Origin of the sequence: Delftia sp. PE138 (assembly GCF_018320755.1) — a bacterium.
In the GTDB taxonomy this organism is placed as follows: domain Bacteria; phylum Pseudomonadota; class Gammaproteobacteria; order Burkholderiales; family Burkholderiaceae_C; genus Comamonas; species Comamonas tsuruhatensis.
In genome coordinates this window covers 326461-345167 of record NZ_JABEPN010000004.1, presented here as the reverse complement: position 1 = coordinate 345167, position 18707 = coordinate 326461, and the positions used below count along the sequence as shown (strand labels likewise).

Here is an 18707-nt window from a genome sequence, read left to right as displayed (position 1 = left end):
AGCGTGACAGACTGCCAGCCCCCTGCCCCGGCCGCACAACCACATTCACAGATAACAAAGCGCCGTACACCATGACCGACACCAACAAGCAAGCATCCAATGCACCCGCTGCCGCAGCCTCGCCCGTGGCCAACCCGCAGGGCCGCCGCAAGGGCCTGACCATCGTGGCCGCCGCCGTCGTGGTGGCCGCCGTCGCCTGGGGCGGCTGGCACTGGATGGTGGCCCGCAACTACCAGACCACGGACAACGCCTATGTGGCGGGCAACGTGGTGCAGATCACGCCGCAGGTCGGCGGCACGGTAATCAGCATCGGCGCCGACGACACCGACTACGTCAAGCCCGGCCAGTTGCTGGTGCAGCTGGACTCGGCCGATGCCCTGGTCGCCCTGTCCCAGGCCGAGTCGCAGCTGGCCCAGACCGTGCGCCAGGTGCGCACGCTGTACGCCAACAATGCCCCCCTGGTCGCCCAGGTGGCCCAGCGCGAGGCCGATCTGGCCCGCCTGCAGGCCGATGCCGCCCGCGCCCGCGAGGATGTGGAGCGCCGCCGCCCGCTGCTGGCCACGGGCGCCGTGGGCAAGGAGGAGTTCGACCACGCCCAGTCCCTGGCCCGCACGGCCGGCAATGCCGCCTCGGCAGCCGAAGCCGCCGTGCGCGCCGCCAAGGCGCAGCTGACGGCTGCCGAAGCCCAGACCAAGGGCAGCAGCGCCGAAGAGCACCCCAGCGTGATCGCCGCCTCCGCCAAGGTGCGCGAAGCCTATCTGGCGCTGCAGCGCACGCGCCTGGTCTCGCCCGTGGAAGGCTATGTGGCCAAGCGCGGCGTGCAGCTGGGCCAGCGCGTGGCCTCGGGCGCGCCGCTGATGACGGTGGTGGGCCTGCACAACCTCTGGGTGGATGCCAACTTCAAGGAAAGCCAGCTGGCCCAGCTGCGCATAGGCCAGAAGACCGAGCTGACGGCCGATGTCTACGGCGACAAGATCAGCTACCACGGCACCGTGGTGGGCATGGGCGCAGGAACCGGCGCGGCCTTCTCGCTGCTGCCCGCGCAGAACGCCACCGGCAACTGGATCAAGGTGGTGCAGCGCGTGCCCGTGCGCATTGCGCTGGCGCCGGAAGACCTGGCACAGCACCCGCTGCGCGTGGGCCTGTCCATGGAAGTCAAGGTGGACGTGCGAGACCAGCAGGGCGAGGTGCTGGCAACGACCACGCGCAACGCACCCGTGGCCCAGACCTCCGTCTACGACATGGCGCTGCCGCAGGCCGAGGAGCGCATTGCCCACATCGTGGCGGGCCAGAACGTGGCACCGCTCAAGCAGTTGCCCGAGCTGCCGCCCGTGGCCATGGCCGAGGTGCAGGACAGGGCCCAGGGCAAGGCGCCAGCCGCCGTGGCCTCCGCGCCGGTTGACGCGCAGGCCATGCAGTCCAGGTAAGCAGGCATCGCTCCCCCGCCTTCCCAGAACCTACGCGGACTGCCTATGACTTCCTCTACCACCGCCGTGCCGGAGCCGGCGCCGCCGGTCGCCCCCTCGGCGCCGCCGGCCATGCCTGCACGGCCGGTCCCGCTCAAGGGCGCCCAGCTGGCCCTGGGTACGCTGGCCCTGTCGCTGGCCACCTTCATGAACGTGCTGGACTCGTCCATCGCCAACGTCGCCATTCCGGCGATCTCGGGCGACGTGGGCGTCAGCCCCAGCCAGGGCACCTGGGTGATCACCAGCTTTGGCGTGGCCAACGCCATCTCGGTGCCGCTCACGGGCTGGCTCACCCAGCGCTTCGGCGCCGTGCGCCTGTTCACCATGAGCGTGCTGCTGTTCGTGCTGACGTCCTGGCTGTGCGGCTTTGCCTCGTCGCTGGAGACGCTGGTGCTGTTCCGCGTGCTCCAGGGCCTGGTTGCCGGCCCCATGATCCCGCTGTCGCAGACGCTGCTGCTGTCCAGCTATCCCCCGGCCAAGGCCGGGGTGGCCCTGGCGCTGTGGGGGATGACCACCCTGGTGGCCCCCGTGGTCGGCCCGCTGCTGGGCGGCTGGATCACGGACAACATCTCCTGGCCCTGGATCTTCTATATCAATGTGCCGGTGGGCCTGCTGTCGGCCCTGATGACCTGGAGCATCTACCGCAGCCGCGAGACCCCCACGCGCAAGCTGCCCATCGACTCCGTGGGCCTGGCCCTGCTGGTGCTGTGGGTGGGTGCGCTGCAGCTGATGCTGGACAAGGGCAAGGAGCTGGACTGGTTCGCCTCGGGCGAGATCATCACGCTGTGCGTGCTGGCCATCGTGAGCTTCGTGGTCTTCCTGGTCTGGGAGCTGACCGATGCCCACCCCGTGGTGGACCTGCGCCTGTTCATGCGCCGCAATTTCGCGGCCGGCACGGTGGCGCTGTCGATTGCCTACGGCCTGTTCTTCGGCAACGTGGTGCTGCTGCCCCTGTGGCTGCAGCAGTGGATGGGCTACACCTCCACCACGGCCGGCATGGCACTGGCGCCGGTGGGCATCTTCGCCATCATCCTGACACCGCTGGTGGGCCGCAAGGTCACGCAGTGGGACCCGCGCAGGATGGCCACGGGCGCCTTCATCGTGTTCGCCCTGGTGCTGTGGATGCGCTCGCGCTTCACGGTGGAGACCGACTTCATGCACATCCTGGTGCCCACGCTGATCCAGGGCGCCGCCATGGCCTTCTTCTTCATTCCGCTGACCACGATCACGTTGTCGGGCATTTCGCCGGACCGTATCCCGGCCGCCGCCGGCCTGAGCAACTTCGTGCGGATCACGGCGGGCGCCATGGGCACCTCCATCGCCACCACGCTGTGGGAAAACCGCGCCGCGCTGCACCACGCCCATCTGACCGAAGGGCTGGTCCAGGGCCAGGGCGTGTTCGGCGTCACCCTGCAGGGGCTGCAGGCCGCAGGCCTGAGCCAGGCGCAGGCGCTGGCCCAGATCAACCGGCTGGTGGACCAGCAGGCCTACACGCGCGCCGCCGACGACATCTTCCTGGCGTCGTCCGTGCTGTTCCTGGTGCTGATCGTGCTGATCTGGATGACCAGGCGCCCTGCGGGCCATGCCGGCGGTGCCGAGGCGGCCGGCGCCCATTGATGACCAGCCTCCGGGCCATCACCACAAGGAGCTGCCTGCAGGGGCAGCTCCTTTTTTGTTTACATGACGACACGCAAGGCGCCTTGAACGGGGTCGCCAAGACCACCATCTCGACAGGGCTGCGCCATCGGTTCCATGATGGCGGCGGCCTGAACACCGACGGAGCACCGTGAAAACAACCCGCATCTTCCGCGCCCCGATTGCCGACTACTCCCAATCGCCCCAATCGTCGGCCGGGCGCTTTCGCAACATCCATCCCCGCCCGGCCAATGCCCCCCAGCCCGACGCCAAGGTGATGTGGGACTTCTTCTTCAACAAGCCCAAGAACACCGAGCCTGCGGCGCCCCTGCCCGTGCAGCGGCTCACCCCGGCCGACCTGGCCGCCGCGCCCGAGCGCAGCCTGTACCGCCTGGGCCACTCCACGCTGCTGATGAAACTGCGCGGCGGCTGGTGGATCACCGACCCGGTGTTTGCCGAGCGCGCCTCGCCCTTTTCCTTCATCGGCCCCAAGCGCTTTCATGCGCCGCCCATCGCCCTGCATGAACTGCCCGCGCTGCGCGGCGTGGTGCTCTCGCACGACCACTACGACCATCTGGACCGTGCCACCATCCGCGCCCTGGCGCCCCGGGTCGACTTCTTCCTGTGCACGCTGGGCGTGGGCGACCGGCTCATGGCCTGGGGCGTGGCCCCCGAGAAGGTGCGCCAGTTCGACTGGTGGCAGGACGTGCAGGTGGACGGCCTGCGCTTCACGGCCACGCCGGCCCAGCATTTCTCGGGCCGGGGCCTGCGCGACGGCAACCGCACGCTGTGGGCGTCCTGGGTCATCGAGGACCTGGCAAGCGCCGACACGCTGCGTGTCTTCTTCAGCGGCGACGGCGGCTATTTCGACGGCTTTGCGGAAATCGGCCGGCGCTTCGGCCCCTTCGACCTCACGCTGATGGAGACCAGCGCCTACGACCCGCACTGGCCCTATGTCCACATGCACCCGGCCCAGACCGTGCAGGCCCACCGCGACCTGGGCGGACGCTGGCTGCTGCCCATTCACAACGGCACCTTCAGCCTGGCCATGCATGCCTGGTGGGACCCCTTCGAGCGCGTGCTGGCCCTGGGCGCCGAGCACGGCATTGCCGTGGCCACGCCCATGATGGGCGAGCGCGTGGACCTGGCCGCCCCCCATGCAGGCGAGCGCTGGTGGCGCGCCCTGGTATCTGAGGTCACGCAGGACGGAGCCGCGCCGGCACCCCGGCCCCAGCCGCGATAAACGCGTTTTTGCTGCATTGCGTCATCGGCCTACGCGGACCGGCATGCATCTGGCTAAAGTGGAACCGGCAAGTGGATCTGGCAGGTAGATCCGGCAAATGGATCCAGAGCTTCAGGAGCGCACATGGCAAACCGCAAATCTTCCAAGGCCGCTTCGGTGGCCCGTCAGGCCACCGATCTGGCCATTGCCGCGCCGCAGGTGGTGGCGCACAGGCTCACCCGCATGGCGCTGGCCGGGGCCAATCCCTCCGCACGGGACCGGCGCGAATTCACGCGCATGGTGTCCGAGAAACAGACAGCCTTCCACCAATCCTGGGCCGCCATGGGCCTGCAGTCCATGGTCGCCAGCCAGGCCCTGATGCAGGCCTGGATGCGCATGTGGTGGATGCCCTGGAGCGCCTCCACCTGGAATGGGGGCGCACTGGCATCGCAGGCCTCGCAATGGAGCAACGCTATGTGGGGCGTGGTGGGCAAGGGCATGGCCCCCGTGCACCGCACCGCAGTGGCCAACGCCCGGCGCCTGGCGCGCGGCTGATCCACCCATATCAAACCCGCTTCATTGACTGGAGCGGCACGGCGCGGCAGGGCTGATGCGGGGGCGAGGTTCAGGTATCCTCGCGGCCTTCGTTCCGTTTTGCTGCGCTGCCGCATTTCCAGGCATGGACTCCATGCAGAGACTGAAAACACGGCCGCGGCAGGCGGATTTTCTCCTTTCTGCCATCGCTTTGCCAGTCTTCCCCGGAGTTCTCTGATGACACACAAGGCCCCGCCTGCCGGCCAGGGCCTGCACGGTCAAGACGACCTGCAGCGCAATCTCACCAACCGCCACATCCAGCTCATCGCCATCGGCGGTGCCATCGGCACGGGCCTGTTCATGGGCTCGGGCAAGACCATCAGCCTGGCGGGTCCGTCCATCGTCTTCGTCTACGCCATCATCGGCGTGATGCTGTTCTTCGTGATGCGGGCCATGGGCGAGCTGCTGCTGTCCAACCTGCAGTACCGATCCTTCATCGATTTCTCGGCCGATCTGCTGGGGCCCTGGGCGGGCTTCTTCACGGGCTGGACGTACTGGTTCTGCTGGATCGTCACGGGCATTGCCGATGTGATTGCCATATCGGCCTACTCCCAGTTCTGGTTCCCCGACCTGCCCCAGTGGGCCCCGGCCATCGCCTGCGTGGGCCTGCTGCTGGGCCTGAACCTGCTGACCGTGAAGCTGTTCGGCGAGATCGAGTTCTGGTTCGCCATGATCAAGATCGTGGCCATCGTGGCCCTGGTGGCAACGGGGCTGTACATGGTGGGTGCCGCCTTCGTCTCGCCTGCGGGGCGTGCGGCCAGCCTGTCCAACCTCTGGAACGACGGCGGCATGTTCCCCAACGGGATGATGGGCTTTTTCGCGGGCTTCCAGATCGCCGTGTTCGCCTTCGTGGGCATCGAGCTGGTGGGCACCACGGCCGCCGAGGCCAAGGACCCCGAGCGCACGCTGCCGCGCGCCATCAACTCCATTCCCGTGCGCATCATCGTGTTCTACGTGCTGGCCCTGATCGCCATCATGGCCGTCACCCCCTGGCGCGACGTGGTGCCGGGCAAGAGCCCGTTCGTGGAGCTGTTCGTGCTCGCAGGCCTGCCGGCCGCCGCGGGCGTGATCAATTTCGTGGTGCTGACCTCGGCCGCCTCGTCGGCCAACAGCGGCGTGTTCTCCACCAGCCGCATGCTCTATGGCCTGGCGCTCAAGGGCGATGCGCCCAAGTCCTTCCACCGGCTGTCGCGCAGCAGCGTGCCCTCGCGCGGGCTGCTGTTTTCCTGCACCTGCCTGCTGGCCGGCGCGTTTCTGATGTGGGTGGTGCCCGATCTGGTGGAAGCCTTCACGCTGGTGACCACGGTATCGGCCATCCTGTTCATGTTCGTGTGGTCGCTGATCCTGCTGTCGTACATGGCCTACCGGCGCCAGCGCGCGGCCCTTCATGAGGCTTCGCGCTACAAGATGCCGGGCGGCGTGGCCATGTGCGGGGCCTGCCTGGTGTTCTTTGCGGCCATCCTGGGCCTGCTCACCCTGCAGGCCGACACGCGCCAGGCGCTGGTGGTGACGCCGGCCTGGTTTGCCCTGCTGGCCATTGCCTACCAGTTCGTGCGCCGCCGGGCATCGAGCCAACCCTCGGGCAGCTGCGCTGAGCCTTCCAGCGCCCTGCCGGGCGCCGTGGCCAAGCCGCGCTGACCTGGTTTCTGGCCGCCCCCTGCGCTCCGGGGCGGCCTTTGCACGGAGGCGCCGCACCCCGTGCTTTCTCTCAGTGCCCTGCCGACCCCCGTCATTTTGTGCACCAGACTTGTGCACAACGCCTCAGGCGTGTCCAGCGATTAGATAACGCGTGAACAAAAAACAACTGTCTTTACGTGAAGAGAAAGATGTAGATACAAATCGTTATCATTCGCACCTTGATTTTTAACCCATACGGAACTTTACAAAGATGGTCAGAATCTCGGTGCTCCGCCCACTTCCTCTTTGCGTCGCCCTGGCATGCACAGCCATGGCCCATGCCCAGACGGCCGACAGCAAGGCCGACACGTCCCTGTCCACCGTGGTGGTGACCGCCTCGGGCACGGCCGTGGACATCAAGGAGGCGCCGGCCAGCATCAGCGTGATCACGCGGGAAGACATCGAGCGCAAGCCCGTCACCAGCATCGGCGAGCTGCTGTCCACCATTCCCGGCGTGACCGGCGGTCTGTCGGGCACGGGCGCCCAGTCCAAGATCAAGCTGCGCGGCCTGCCCGAGAAGTACACGCTGATCCTGGTGGACGGCAAGCGCCAGGGCAACTCGGCCGGCATCAACTACCGTGACGACCTGGGCTCGCAGGACCTGGACTGGATCTCGCCCGAGATGATCGAGCGCATCGAGGTGGTGCGCGGCCCCATGTCCTCGCTGTACGGCTCGGACGCCATGGGCGGCGTGATCAACATCATTACGCGCAAGATCGGCAAGCGCTGGAGCGGCTCGACCACGCTGAACTACAGCAAGCCCTCCGACGGCGACCGCGGCGACACGCGCCAGCTGGGCTTCAACATCAGCGGCCCGCTGTCCGACAAGTTCGGCCTGCGCCTGGGCGGCAACTACACGGACCGCGCTGCTGACGAGGGCACGGGCGGCTTCCCGGGCACCTACCAGTCCACGGCCGGCTCGCGCAAGCAAAACCTCAACGCCCTGCTCAACTGGCAGCTCACGCCCGACCAGGTGATCGGCATCGAGGCCGCGCAAGGCATCCAGCGCGCCACGGGCTCCGATCGGTTGGTGAATGGACGCCCCGTGGTATCGCAATGGGGCCTGAGCAAGCTGGAGCAGACCAAGTTCGGCCTCAGCCACGATGGCCGCTGGGGCGACATGACCTCCAAGCTCAACCTCGTGCACAACAAGTACGAGGACAAGGGCGACACCATCGGCAACAACTCCAAGGAAACCACGCTGGACGGCCGCATCGACAAGCCCCTGAAGCTGTGGGGCCTGGACCAGGCCATGACGCTGGGCATGCAGTGGCGCCGCGAGTCGCTGGACAACCGCGACACCATCGGCCTGGCTCCCATCGACTACGCGGGGCGCCCGGTCTCGGGCTCGGGCCTGAGCGCCACCACCTGGGCGCTGTTTGGCGAGGACCAGATCTTCCTGCGCGACAACCTGGCGCTGACGCTGGGCCTGCGCATGGACCACCACCAGAAATACGGCAACAACTGGAGCCCGCGCGCCTACCTGGTCTACCACCCGGCCTCGGAGTGGACGGTGCGCGGCGGCGTCTCGCGCGGCTTCCGTGCGCCCAACCTGAAGGAAAACTCGGCCAGCGCCGCCACGCAATCCGGGGGCAACGGCTGCCGCAGCCTGGCCGGCATGGGCTGGACCAGCACCAGCGTGAATGCCGACGGCACGCGCGGCTGCTACATGGCCGGCAACCCCGACCTGCAGCCCGAGACCAGCACCAACTTCGAGCTGGGCACCAGCTGGGACCGCAATGGCTGGGCGCTGGGTGCCACCTACTTCCACACCAACTTCAAGAACAAGATCGACTACCAGCCGCTGGGCTTGTACAACGGCTTTTGGTGGACCCGCATGGCCAACGCCCAGCGTGCCCGCACGCGCGGCCTGGAAGGCTTCGTGAACGTTCCCCTGGCCAAGGGCCTGACCTGGAACACCAACATCACCAAGATGTTCGAGTCCAAGAACCTGAGCACGGGCGCCTCGCTGCTGGCCGTGCCCGAGCTGTCCATCTACTCGTCGCTGCAGTGGCAGATCCGCCAGGGCTGGTCCGCCATGTTCAGCGCCCGCCACGTGGGCAAGGAAGTCGTGACCACGGGCACGGCCACCACCTTCGCCAAGGCCTACACGACGTTCGACGTGTCCATGAACTACAACGTCACCGACTCGATGACCCTGCGCGCCGGCATCATCAACCTGACCGACAAGGAAACCCGCACCATCGGCGCCAACTACGACAACGGCGGCCGTACCTACTTCGTGGGGATGACGGCCAGGTTCTGATGGCGCGGTTCTGATAGCGCGTTATCGGCCCTTGCGCTGACCCAGTCAAAGCGCCCGTTGTGACGGGCGCTTTTTTCATGGCGAGGAACAGGGCCTCACTCCCAGATGCCGCCCTGCGCAGGGGCCTTGCGCGCCAGCAATTCCTCGTCTGTCAAGGGCCGGCCTGTCCAGACATTCACCTTCGAGGCCCCGGCCGCGCTGCCCAGCTCGCGCAAGGCCCTCAGTTCCACCTGGGTGAATCCGCCCTCGGGGTCACCCAGCGGATGGATGACGATGTGCGGGGAGGCCGCCAGCCAGCCCCCGGCTTGCATGCGCCTGAGCTGGTACTTGAGCAGGTGCTCGGCCAGCACGAAGTCCGATATCAGCGAGCGCGGATGCGCGAACGGATTGACGACTTCCGCAGGCTCCGATGCAGCCGCGAGCCTGGCCTGCGGGCCGGCCGCCAGAATCCGGCGCCGGGGCGGCGGACTCAGGGCCAGCTCGGGAACCTCCGACAGGGTCTGGCCCGTTTTCGGATTTGTCAGCGTCAGGCGCTCGGGAGAAATCTGTACGTAGATGAGTGGCAGGAAGGCAGAGAGCATGGACATCCATCAATCGATTTTCTGAACCACGGTCTGGCCCGGCAGCAAGGCCTGGCCATCACCGCCACGCGGCAGCATGGGCTGGACAGGCAGGCCGCTGTGGCGGTCCAGCAGCAGCGAATGTGCCTCGCCGGGCGCAAACAAATGGCCTTCGCCCCATTGCCGCAAGGCCACGATGACGGGGAACAGGTCCAGCCCCCGGGCCGTCAGCACATATTCCAGGTAGGCCGAGCCTTCGGCGGCGGGTCGGGTTTCGAGGATGCCGGCCTCCACCAGCCGGCGCAGCCGGTCGGCCAGGATATTGCGGGCCGCGCCCAGGCTGCGCTGGAAATCGCCAAAGCGGCTGATGCCATCGAAAGCATCGCGCACGATGAGCAGCGACCAGCGGTCGCCGATCACATCCAGGGAGCGGGCCACCGGACAGGGCTGCGGTGTGTCAGGACGGGTGTCTTCTTTCATGGCGCTATTTTGGTTGCATTTCAAAACTGGTTCAACTAGCATCCAACCAGTTTTGTTTTGCAATTGGATTCAATTCATGAAAGCCTTCCCAGCCTCGGACACGGTCCGCATGCCGCGCAGCCTGGTGCTGCTGTTCGCCGCTGCCAGCGGCCTGAGCGTGGCCAACGTCTACTACGCCCAGCCGCTGCTGGAGGCGCTGGCGGCCGACTTCGGCATCAGCCATGCAGCCGTGGGCGGGGTGGTCACGGCCACGCAGGCCGGCTGCGCGCTGGCACTGCTGCTGCTGGTGCCGCTGGGCGACCGGCTGGAGCGGCGGCGGCTCATGCTTTTGCAGTTGCTGGGCCTGGTGCTGGCCCTGGCGGCAGTCAGCACCGCGCGTTCGGCCGTTCTGCTGCTGGCGGGCATGCTGGCCGTGGGCCTGCTGGGCACGGCCATGACGCAGGGGCTGATCGCCTATGCGGCCAGCGCCAGCCAGGCAAATGAGCGCGGGCGCGTGGTGGGCGCGGCCCAGGGCGGGGTTTTCATCGGCCTGCTTTTGGCGCGCGTGTTTGCCGGCGCCGTGGGTGACCTGGCTGGCTGGCGTGGCGTCTATGCCTGCTCGGCCCTGCTGATGCTGGCCCTGGCCTGGCCCCTGTGGCGGCAACTGCCCCGGCTGGCGGCGCCCTTGCATGCACCCAGCTACACGCAGCTGCTCGCCTCCATGCTCCAGCTGCTGCGCCAGGACCGCATGCTGCGCACACGCGGCATGCTGGCCCTGCTGATGTTTGCCACCTTCAACATCTTCTGGAGCGCCCTGGTCCTGCCGCTGAGCGCACCGCCCTACAGCCTGTCGCTCACGGCCATCGGCGCCTTTGGCCTGGCCGGCGTGGTGGGTGCACTGGCCGCGGCCCGTGCCGGGCACTGGGCAGACCAGGGTTTCGCACAGCGCACCAGCCTGGGCGCGCTGGTGATCCTGCTGTTGGCCTGGGCGCCGATTGCGCTGCTGGAACAATCGCTGTGGGCGCTGGTCGCCGGCATCGTGCTGCTGGACCTGGGCGGCCAGGCCCTGCATGTGACCAACCAGAGCCTGATCTTTCGCAGCAACCCGCAGGCCCACAGCCGGCTGGTGGGGCTGTACATGCTGTTCTATGCCGTGGGCAGCGGGCTGGGCGCGCTGATTTCCACCAACGCCTACGCGCGGTTTGGCTGGCACGGCGTCTGCGTTGCGGGCGCGGCGTTCAGCCTGGCAGCCCTGGCGTTCTGGGCCATGACGCGGGAGGCGGCATCGACTGCGTGCATACCTGCCCAGGCAACAAACTGAGCCACAGATGCATGGAGCGAGTCAGGACGCAGCTACCGTAGCCACGGCGGCCTCGTCCTCCAGTTCGGACTCCCACTGCGACGGATCAGGCTCCAGACCGCAGGACGAAGTGCGCTCCAGAATGGCCGCCACGATGCCGCCCAGATTGCGTTGCAAATGAGTGATTGCGGCAGCAGCGCCGCCATCATTCCAATCCGCCTGCAGCACAAAATCCCGAAATGCCGGCCAATCCCTGCTCAGCTGCGACACCAGAATGCGCGCCAGATCGTAGGACAACTCATTGGCATCTGCGGACTGCCTGAAGGATTCACCATTCCAAAAGCTCTGTATCGCCTGCGCATTCCAGAATGCCTGATGCCGAGCATGCATCTGCATGGGTGAGGTCAGCGATTTCATGTGGCCATAGAGGCTTTGCTCCATATGGGACGCAATCCCGGCATTAAGCCATACAGGAAGAGGCAGACGCAGCAGGCAAGCATGCGTGAGATTGCGCGCAATCAAGGGCTCCAACGTACCCAGGTCTGCTTTCAGCATCACCAGATGACCTTCGCCTGCCGTGACGAGGACGCTGTCGGTATTTCTTATCTCTTCCCCGTCGTAGCAGTGCGACAGATAGCCGTAGTACTCGGGCTTGTCATCAAAAACGATGAGCGCCTCGCTGAAGCCTTCCGGAAACAGGGCGATCCCGTCGAGCACGCTTTCGATACGCTGCTGCGTTCTGCGCACAAATCCCAGGGTTGCCTTGGCCACATGGTCTTCCTGGCTGCTGACCAGCATCGCGTGCTCGGTTTCATGCAGCGCGTAGTACGGGCCCAGGGCCTGGCGCATATGCTCCAGCCAGCCTTTGCGCAGCCGGGTGCAGGCAGCGCTTCGCTGGGTCTCGTCGGCAATGGCGTCAAGCCATTCCTGGGCAGCCTCCCAATCCAGAATGGGAAATTCGTTTTCAATCGTCCAATGTGCTGAAAAGACAAAGGCGTCCTTCCCTTCCGCGAGGACTTCTCCTGGTGGCGGCGCATGCTCTCGATGAGCAAAAGACTGCGGATCGCGGGCAGAACCGGAGAACCCCGAAAAGACGGTTCGAATAAATTCAAGCATTTGGAGCGGTCAGACAAATAGGCCTGCATTCTGCCGCGAAATCTCGGAAATCCCGCGCCTGCCCAATGCCCCGTCGCGCTTTTATGGCAATGCCATGCCTTTGCTGCCCAACTCCGAAGGCACCCGCCCCAATGTCTTGCGGAACATGGTGGAAAACGCGCTGGGGCTGTCATAGCCCAGGTCCAGCGCCACCTGCGTGACCGATGCGCCCGCAGACAGCCGCGACACCGCTGCCAGCAGGCAGGCCTGCTGGCGCCAGGTGCCAAAGGCCATGCCTGTGTGCTGCTGGAAAAACCGGCTGAAGGTGCGCAGGCTCTTGTTCAGCGCCTGTGCCCAGTCCTGCGGCGTGGCGCGGATGCTGGGCTGGGCCAGGAACTGCTTGCACAGGGCGGCCAGCTTTTCGTCGCGGGGAATGGGCGCGAACAGCGGCAGGCTGCGGGCCGAGGCCAGCTCGTGCAGCACCAGCGTGACCAGGGCGCCGTCGCGGCCCGCTCCGTCGTACAGCGCCGGCAGGTCGGCGCAGGACAGCAGCAACTGGTGCAGCAGCGGGGAGACGACCAGGGCCTCGCAATGCACACCCGGGCGGGGCGCAGCAGCCGGTTCGATGTACAGGCTGCGCGTGCTCACGCCCTGCATGCGCACGCTGTGCGGCTTGCTGGCCGGAATCCACACACCGCTGTAGGGCGGAATGGTCCAGGCGCCGTCGTCGGTTTCCACTTCCATCAGCCCGCTCATCCCGTAGAGAAACTGGGCACGCCGGTGGCTGTGCGTGGGCAGCAGCGTGCCAGGCGTGTAGTCGGTGCCGATGGCCAGCACATCGCGCGCCACGGCGTCCACGGAATGCAGCGGGATGTTGAGCATGGGGATGTCCGGAAAACAGCCAACAGGCTTTGGCAGGAATTCAAGGATTATTGACCCATCCGCGAAAGCAGGCCAAACCGCGGCATCCTAAGGTTCAGTCCTTGCTCGTTTTTTCCAAAGGACTGTCTGTGTTCCCTCTTCTGCTGCTGGCTTTCGGTGTGCTTGCCGGCGTGACCACCGTGCTCTTCGGCTTTGGTGGCGGCTTCGTGGCCGTTCCGCTGCTTTATGCGCTGCTGACCTCCATCCACGGCGCGGACTCCGCCGTTGGCCAGGCTGCCATGCACATTGCCGTGGCCACCTCCACCTGCGTGATGATTTTCGGCGCCTCCATGGCCACGCTGCGCCAGCACCGCGCGGGCGCCCTGCCCTGGGATCAGGTGCGGCCACTGGCCGGCTTCATCGCGGCCGGTGCAGTGGCGGGCGCGGCGGCCGCCACCTGGATCAGCGGCGACTGGGTGCGCTGGGCTTTCATTGCCTACCTTGCGCTGACCATTGCCGACGCGCTGCTGCGCCCAGGCTTCGTGCACGGCACCGCCGCCGGCATGCAGCCCATGGGCCGGCGGGCGGCGGCCACGGCGGGCCTGGCCATTGGTGCGATCGCGGCCTTCCTGGGTGTGGGCGGCAGCGTGATGACCGTGCCGCTGATGCGCCGGCGCGGCGCCAGCATGGCGGCCGCCACGGCCATGGCCAGCCCGCTGTCCCTGCCCATGGCCGTAGCGGGCACCGCTGCCTACATGCTGGCATCGCAGGGCGCGGGGCTGGGCCCCTGGCATGTGGGCTATGTGGACCTGCAGGCCTTTGCGCTGCTGACGGCCGGATCGTGGACAGGCATCAGGCTGGCGGCCCCGCTGATCGGCCGCATTCCCGATGCCCTGCATGCCAAGGCCTACCTGGCCCTGTTGGGCCTGGTGCTGCTGGTCATGATCGTGGCCTGAGCGCTGCGCTCAACCCTCCTGGAAGATCGCCTCGATCCGGGTCTCGAACACCCGGGCGATGGCAAAGGCCAGCGGCAGGCTGGGGTCGTAGCGGCCCGTCTCTATGGCATTGACGGTCTGGCGCGACACGCCCAGCAGGTCAGCCAGCGCAGCCTGGCTCCAGCCGCGCTCGGCGCGCAGTTCACGGATGGTGTTTTTCATCGCCGGGCCGCCTCTGCAGCGCGGCTCATCGGCTGCGCAGCCAGTGGGCCACCGAAGCCGCCACCCAGAGCGCACCCATCAAGGGCCACACCATGAACATGCTGAGCTTGGGAAAACCTGCCATTTCCAGGAATCCGTAGGTGAAGGTGATGCCGGCCGTGCCCGCCGCCGCAATCGCCAGCTGCTCCAGCATGGACTTGCGCAGGAACTCGTCGGTATCGCGCACCAGGCGCACGATGGCCCGCACGGCCAGCGCAAACGCCAGCATGGGGCTGAGCAGCACGGCCGTGCGCGGGGCCCCGGCCTGCATGTCGGCGCTGAGCAAAAGCGCCCCCACCAACAGCGCCATGTAGAGCAGCAGCGCAAATCCCAGCTCCTTCTGGTAGCGGCGGTTGGTGACCGTTGTTTGATTCATGGAAGTTTCTCGCAATGTGTAAAGGATGCTTGACATTGTGCGATGCCACCCGCGGGCATGTCAAGCAAGCTTTACATCGGCACTGAACGCCCCGCCGTACAATCGCCGCCGTTGGTGCCAGCAGCCCCAGGGGCTGCGGTTAAACGGGAAACATGGGGCGGCCAGATAAAGCCGCCCGCATGTACTGCCCCCGCAACAGTGAGTGAAACGCCGCGTGCATGGCACCGGCCCCCGCCAAACCCGTGCCACTGGGCGTACAGCCCGGGAAGGCCTTGGCGAGTGCGTCACCAGTCTGGATACCGGCCAACAGGCGGCCGGCCGCGCATGCAGCGCAGCCGGTCTTTGTGGTTTCCGTGCCGGCGGGGTCGCTGGCGCGCAACTGGCTCGCATCCATGCACACCCTCGCCCTCGCGCGCGCCCCTGGCGCCGCTCTTCGCTCGCCCTCGGCGTTCCCCGTACTGCGCACGTTGTCCGCCCTGGCTGCGGCCTCGCTGCTGGCCTGCCAGGCCCATGCACAGGCACAACAGGCACAACAGGCACAACAGGCGCAGCGCGCACAGACCTCCCAGCTCGATACCGTGGTCGTCACCGCCTCGCGCAGCGAACAGCCCCTGCGCACCGTCACGGCCGACATGACCGTGATCGACGCCGAGACCATTGCCCGCAGCGGCGCCACCGGCGTGGCCGACCTGCTGGTGCAGGTGCCGGGCGTGCAGATCAACCGCAACGGCGGGCCGGGCCAGGTCACCTCGGTCTACCTGCGCGGCACCAGCAACCAGCACACTGCCGTGTTCATCGACGGCGTGCGCTACAGCTCGCAGGAGCTGCAGGGTGGCGCGGTCTGGTCCACCCTGCCGCTGGCGCAGATCGAGCGCATCGAAGTGCTGCGCGGCCCGGCCGCCGCCATCTATGGCTCAGACGCCATGGGCGGCGTGATCCAGATCTTCACCAAGCGGGCGGACGGCCAGACCCGCGCCTATGCCGAGGCGGGCATCGGCAACCAGGGCACCAGCAAGCTGGCCACGGGATTTCAGGGCGGGGCCAACGGCTTCACCTATGGGCTGAACCTGGCTGACGAGCGCAGCGACGGCTTCGACGTCTACCCCGGCAACACCTTCTCGCCCAACCCGGACAAGGATGGCTACAGCAACACCTCGCTGGGCCTGAACGCGGGCTACAAAACGGGCATCCACCAGATCGATGCCAGCCTGCTGCACAGCCGCCTGCGCACCCACTACGACCAGAGCCCGCCGCCGTTCGACGACTACGACGTGGTCAAGAACACCACCGGCAGCCTGCGCTGGCAGGCCGGCTGGAACGCCATGTACAAAAGCGTGGTCCAGATCTCCCATACCGACAGCCAAAGCGACCGCCACACCCAGTCGCCCGAACGCGCCGACGGCAGCTCCACCAACTACCTGCTGCAGAACCTGTTCACGCTGGGCCAGCACCGTTTCAACATCGACCTGGAGCGCCGCGAGGACAAGCTGGACACGCAATACGCCTGGACGCAGAACACCGACAGCCGGCGCGTGCAGAACTCACTGTCGGCCGGCTGGCGCCTGACCGAGGGCCGCCACCAGTTCGACGCCAACCTGCGCCACGACCAGGTGCGCGACCAGCAGAACAAGACCACGGGCGGCCTGGGCTACGGCCTGCAGATCGACCAGCGCTGGCGCTGGGTGGCATCGGCCGGCACGGCCTTCAGAACGCCCACGCTGTACGAGCGCTTCACGGGCCAGGCGGCGGCCGACCTCAAGCCCGAAAGCAGCACCAACGTGGAAACGGGCCTGCACTATGCGGCCGGTGCCAACCGCCTCTCGGCCGTGGTCTACCGCAACAGGTTCAAGAACCTGATCACCTACGACTGGAACAGCGCCGTTCCCTGCAACTGCTACCGCAACTGGCAGAGCGTGGAGATCACCGGCCTGACGCTGTCTGGCGGCACGCGCCTGGGCAGCGCCAACCTGGGCGCCTCGCTGGACTTCATGAACCCCGAGAACCTGGAGACCGGCAAGCTGCTGCCCTACCGCTCCAAGCGCATGCTCAAGCTCAACGCCGACACCCAGGCGGCCGGCTGGACGCTGGGCGGCGAAGCGCAGCTGTACAGCGGCCGTTACGCCGACGAGGCGAACACCTTCAAGCTGGGCGGCTACGGCGTGGTCAACCTCTACGCCCAGCGCCAGCTGACCAGGCAATGGACGCTGCTGGCCCGTGTCAACAACATCGCCGACCGCGACTACGCCCCCACGCGCGGCTATGCCAACGCAGGCCGCACCGTGTTCGTCAGCGTGCGCTGGACACCTCTGCCCTGACCCCATGCATCTGCTTCTGCGCCTGCTTTCGCGCCTGCCCCGCATCCTGCTGCTGACTGCCGCCCTGGCCTGCGCAGGCGGCGCGGGCAACGCCTTTGCGCAAAAGGCGGCGGATGCGGGAACGGGCGGGGCAACCACCACCTACACCGTCACCGACATGCGCGGCCGTCAGGTGCGCCTGGAGCGCGTGCCGCAGCGCATCGTCTCGCTGCTGCCCTCGCTGACCGAATCGCTGTGCGCGCTGGAGGCCTGCGAGCGCATCGTGGGCGTGGACGAGTTCTCCAACCACCCGGCGCGCGTGGCCGCCCTGCCCAAGCTGGGCCACACTTTTGCCCCGCTGGTCGAGGCCACCGTGCGGCTCAGGCCCGACGTGGTGCTGATGGCGTATTCCGCACCCGTCATCGCACAGCTGGAGCGCTTTGGCATTCCCGTGCTGGCGCTGGACGCCAACGACATGGCGCAGCTGGAGCAGGTACTGCACAAGCTCGACCAGCTGCTGCAGGTGCAGCGCGCCAACGCCCTGCTGGCGCGCATGCAGGCCGAGGTGGACCAGCAGGCCAAGGCGCTGGCTGCGCAAGCGCCCGCCGGGCAGAAGGTGTATTTCGAGGTGGACGCCACGCCTTACGCGGCAGGGCCGGACTCCTTCATAGGCCAGCTGCTGCAGCGCCTGGGCGCGCGCAATGTGCTGCCGCCCAACCTGGGGCCCTTCCCCCGCATCACACCCGAATACGTGCTGCGCCAGCAGCCGGAACTCATCATCCACACGCCGCAGACGCCATCGGCCAGCTTTGCCACCCGCCCCGGCTGGAGCCGCATGCCCGCCGTGCGCTCGGGCCGCATCTGCGCGCTGGACCTGGTCGAGACGGACGTGGTCTCCCGCCCCGGCCCGCGCCTGGGCGAGGCGGCGCGAGCGCTGGCCCGCTGCCTGGAGATGCGGGGCACGGCGCCTCGTTGACTTCGCTGGCCTCCCTGGCCCGCTTGGCCAATGACCTTGCCTACTCCAGCACCACGGCCGTGCCGCTGGCAGACACCATCAACATGCCGTTGCCCTGGCCCAGCACTTCGTAATCCAGGTCCACCCCCACCACGGCATTCGCGCCCAGTTCCTGGGCGCGTTCCTCCAGCTCCTTGAGCGCAATCTCGCGCGCCCGCTGCAGCTCGCGCTCATAGGTGGCCGACCGCCCGCCCACGATGTCGCGCAGCCCGGCAAACAAGTCCTTGAACACATTGGCGCCCAAAATTGCCTCGCCCGCGACCACGCCGCAGTAGCGGGTGATGCGGCGGCCTTCGATCTGGGGGGTGGTGGTGATGATCATGAGAAATCCTCGGTGAAGATGTTGAAGATGGATTTTGGCCGCCCAGCCTGCGCGAGCCCAACGCAAGGCAGGCCTGCAAGCTGCAGTCTGACATAGGCCTGCGCTATCATCTTTCGCCTTCAGATCTCGGAAGGTGGTTTCAAAAAATTCAATCGCGTGCAGGAGCCATTGGGACTCATCTCCATCTAGGTAGCGAAAAAATCAATGCGAGACCCACCTATTCGGCTCCACCCGCGTCGCAGCGCCCCATGGCAGTGCAAGGCGCCGCAAGCCGCAACATCTTCCCCGCGCCCCAGGCTTGCACGATCGATCCGGCACGATAGGTTCGGCAAGCGCGCGCCCCATCAGCCCCATAATCTGGCTTCAAAA

At 67.0% G+C, this 18707-nt stretch carries 17 protein-coding genes and 1 riboswitch; of the genes, 10 read left to right on the top strand and 7 right to left on the bottom strand.

Annotated features, from left to right (window positions below; translation table 11 throughout):
- The first annotated feature begins 71 nt into the window (after positions 1-71).
- The 6 genes from HFGMBDPB_RS16570 (at position 72) to HFGMBDPB_RS16545 (ending at position 8860) form a co-directional block, all read left to right on the top strand.
- Positions 72-1427, top strand: coding sequence for an HlyD family secretion protein (locus HFGMBDPB_RS16570; RefSeq protein ID WP_070080407.1), 1356 nt, complete (start codon positions 72-74; stop codon positions 1425-1427).
- Between the two features lie 45 nt (positions 1428-1472).
- A complete protein-coding gene (locus HFGMBDPB_RS16565) occupies positions 1473-3083 on the top strand; it encodes a DHA2 family efflux MFS transporter permease subunit (protein ID WP_016453441.1) in 1611 nt (536 codons plus the stop codon).
- Between the two features lie 169 nt (positions 3084-3252).
- Positions 3253-4344, top strand: coding sequence for an MBL fold metallo-hydrolase (locus tag HFGMBDPB_RS16560; RefSeq protein WP_212645811.1), 1092 nt, complete (start codon positions 3253-3255; stop codon positions 4342-4344).
- Positions 4345-4467: 123 nt separating this feature from the next.
- Positions 4468-4878 (top strand): polyhydroxyalkanoate granule-associated phasin, encoded by a 411-nt coding sequence (locus HFGMBDPB_RS16555; RefSeq protein ID WP_016453442.1) that lies wholly within the window; start codon positions 4468-4470, stop codon positions 4876-4878.
- A 216-nt stretch (positions 4879-5094) separates the two neighbouring features.
- Complete coding sequence (gene cycA / locus HFGMBDPB_RS16550) at positions 5095-6555, top strand: D-serine/D-alanine/glycine transporter (RefSeq protein ID WP_151020442.1); 1461 nt, start codon at positions 5095-5097, stop codon at positions 6553-6555.
- Positions 6556-6865: 310 nt separating this feature from the next.
- Positions 6866-8860 (top strand): TonB-dependent receptor domain-containing protein, encoded by a 1995-nt coding sequence (locus HFGMBDPB_RS16545; RefSeq protein WP_074922140.1) that lies wholly within the window; start codon positions 6866-6868, stop codon positions 8858-8860.
- A 95-nt stretch (positions 8861-8955) separates the two neighbouring features.
- On the opposite strand, the gene HFGMBDPB_RS16540 is transcribed toward HFGMBDPB_RS16545, so the two are convergent.
- Both HFGMBDPB_RS16540 and HFGMBDPB_RS16535 read right to left on the bottom strand, forming a co-directional pair.
- Positions 8956-9447 carry a rod shape-determining protein gene (locus HFGMBDPB_RS16540; protein ID WP_249343473.1) on the bottom strand — a complete coding sequence of 164 codons (492 nt, stop codon included), beginning with the start codon at positions 9445-9447 and terminating at the stop codon, positions 8956-8958.
- 3 nt (positions 9448-9450) lie between these two features.
- Complete coding sequence (locus HFGMBDPB_RS16535) at positions 9451-9900, bottom strand: winged helix-turn-helix transcriptional regulator (protein WP_209801686.1); 450 nt, start codon at positions 9898-9900, stop codon at positions 9451-9453.
- 76 nt (positions 9901-9976) lie between these two features.
- Between HFGMBDPB_RS16535 and HFGMBDPB_RS16530 the strand changes: the two genes are divergently transcribed.
- On the top strand, positions 9977-11200 hold the full coding sequence (locus tag HFGMBDPB_RS16530; protein ID WP_212645810.1) for an MFS transporter: 1224 nt from the start codon (positions 9977-9979) through the stop codon (positions 11198-11200).
- Between the two features lie 21 nt (positions 11201-11221).
- On the opposite strand, the gene HFGMBDPB_RS16525 is transcribed toward HFGMBDPB_RS16530, so the two are convergent.
- Both HFGMBDPB_RS16525 and HFGMBDPB_RS16520 read right to left on the bottom strand, forming a co-directional pair.
- Complete coding sequence (locus tag HFGMBDPB_RS16525) at positions 11222-12295, bottom strand: hypothetical protein (protein ID WP_212645809.1); 1074 nt, start codon at positions 12293-12295, stop codon at positions 11222-11224.
- Between the two features lie 81 nt (positions 12296-12376).
- Entirely contained in the window at positions 12377-13156 is a 780-nt protein-coding gene (locus HFGMBDPB_RS16520; RefSeq protein WP_212645808.1) for an AraC family transcriptional regulator, read from the bottom strand.
- Positions 13157-13284: 128 nt separating this feature from the next.
- On the opposite strand from HFGMBDPB_RS16520, the gene HFGMBDPB_RS16515 reads away from it, so the two are divergent.
- On the top strand, positions 13285-14091 hold the full coding sequence (locus tag HFGMBDPB_RS16515) for a sulfite exporter TauE/SafE family protein (RefSeq protein ID WP_212645807.1): 807 nt from the start codon (positions 13285-13287) through the stop codon (positions 14089-14091).
- 9 nt (positions 14092-14100) lie between these two features.
- On the opposite strand, the gene HFGMBDPB_RS16510 is transcribed toward HFGMBDPB_RS16515, so the two are convergent.
- Both HFGMBDPB_RS16510 and HFGMBDPB_RS16505 read right to left on the bottom strand, forming a co-directional pair.
- On the bottom strand, positions 14101-14292 hold the full coding sequence (locus HFGMBDPB_RS16510) for a helix-turn-helix transcriptional regulator (protein ID WP_013802457.1): 192 nt from the start codon (positions 14290-14292) through the stop codon (positions 14101-14103).
- 25 nt (positions 14293-14317) lie between these two features.
- Positions 14318-14707 (bottom strand): hypothetical protein, encoded by a 390-nt coding sequence (locus tag HFGMBDPB_RS16505; RefSeq protein WP_016446029.1) that lies wholly within the window; start codon positions 14705-14707, stop codon positions 14318-14320.
- Positions 14708-14803: 96 nt separating this feature from the next.
- Positions 14804-15029: riboswitch (cobalamin riboswitch) on the top strand.
- A 70-nt stretch (positions 15030-15099) separates the two neighbouring features.
- On the opposite strand from HFGMBDPB_RS16505, the gene HFGMBDPB_RS16500 reads away from it, so the two are divergent.
- Together HFGMBDPB_RS16500 and HFGMBDPB_RS16495 are read left to right on the top strand one after the other, a co-directional pair.
- The gene (locus tag HFGMBDPB_RS16500; RefSeq protein WP_212645806.1) at positions 15100-17022 is read left to right on the top strand and encodes a TonB-dependent receptor domain-containing protein; all 1923 of its coding nucleotides are present in this window, start codon (positions 15100-15102) and stop codon (positions 17020-17022) included.
- A 4-nt stretch (positions 17023-17026) separates the two neighbouring features.
- Entirely contained in the window at positions 17027-17977 is a 951-nt protein-coding gene (locus tag HFGMBDPB_RS16495) for an ABC transporter substrate-binding protein (RefSeq protein ID WP_212645805.1), read from the top strand.
- Between the two features lie 40 nt (positions 17978-18017).
- On the opposite strand, the gene HFGMBDPB_RS16490 is transcribed toward HFGMBDPB_RS16495, so the two are convergent.
- Positions 18018-18338 carry a heavy metal-binding domain-containing protein gene (locus HFGMBDPB_RS16490; RefSeq protein WP_012205554.1) on the bottom strand — a complete coding sequence of 107 codons (321 nt, stop codon included), beginning with the start codon at positions 18336-18338 and terminating at the stop codon, positions 18018-18020.
- Positions 18339-18707 lie beyond the last annotated feature (369 nt).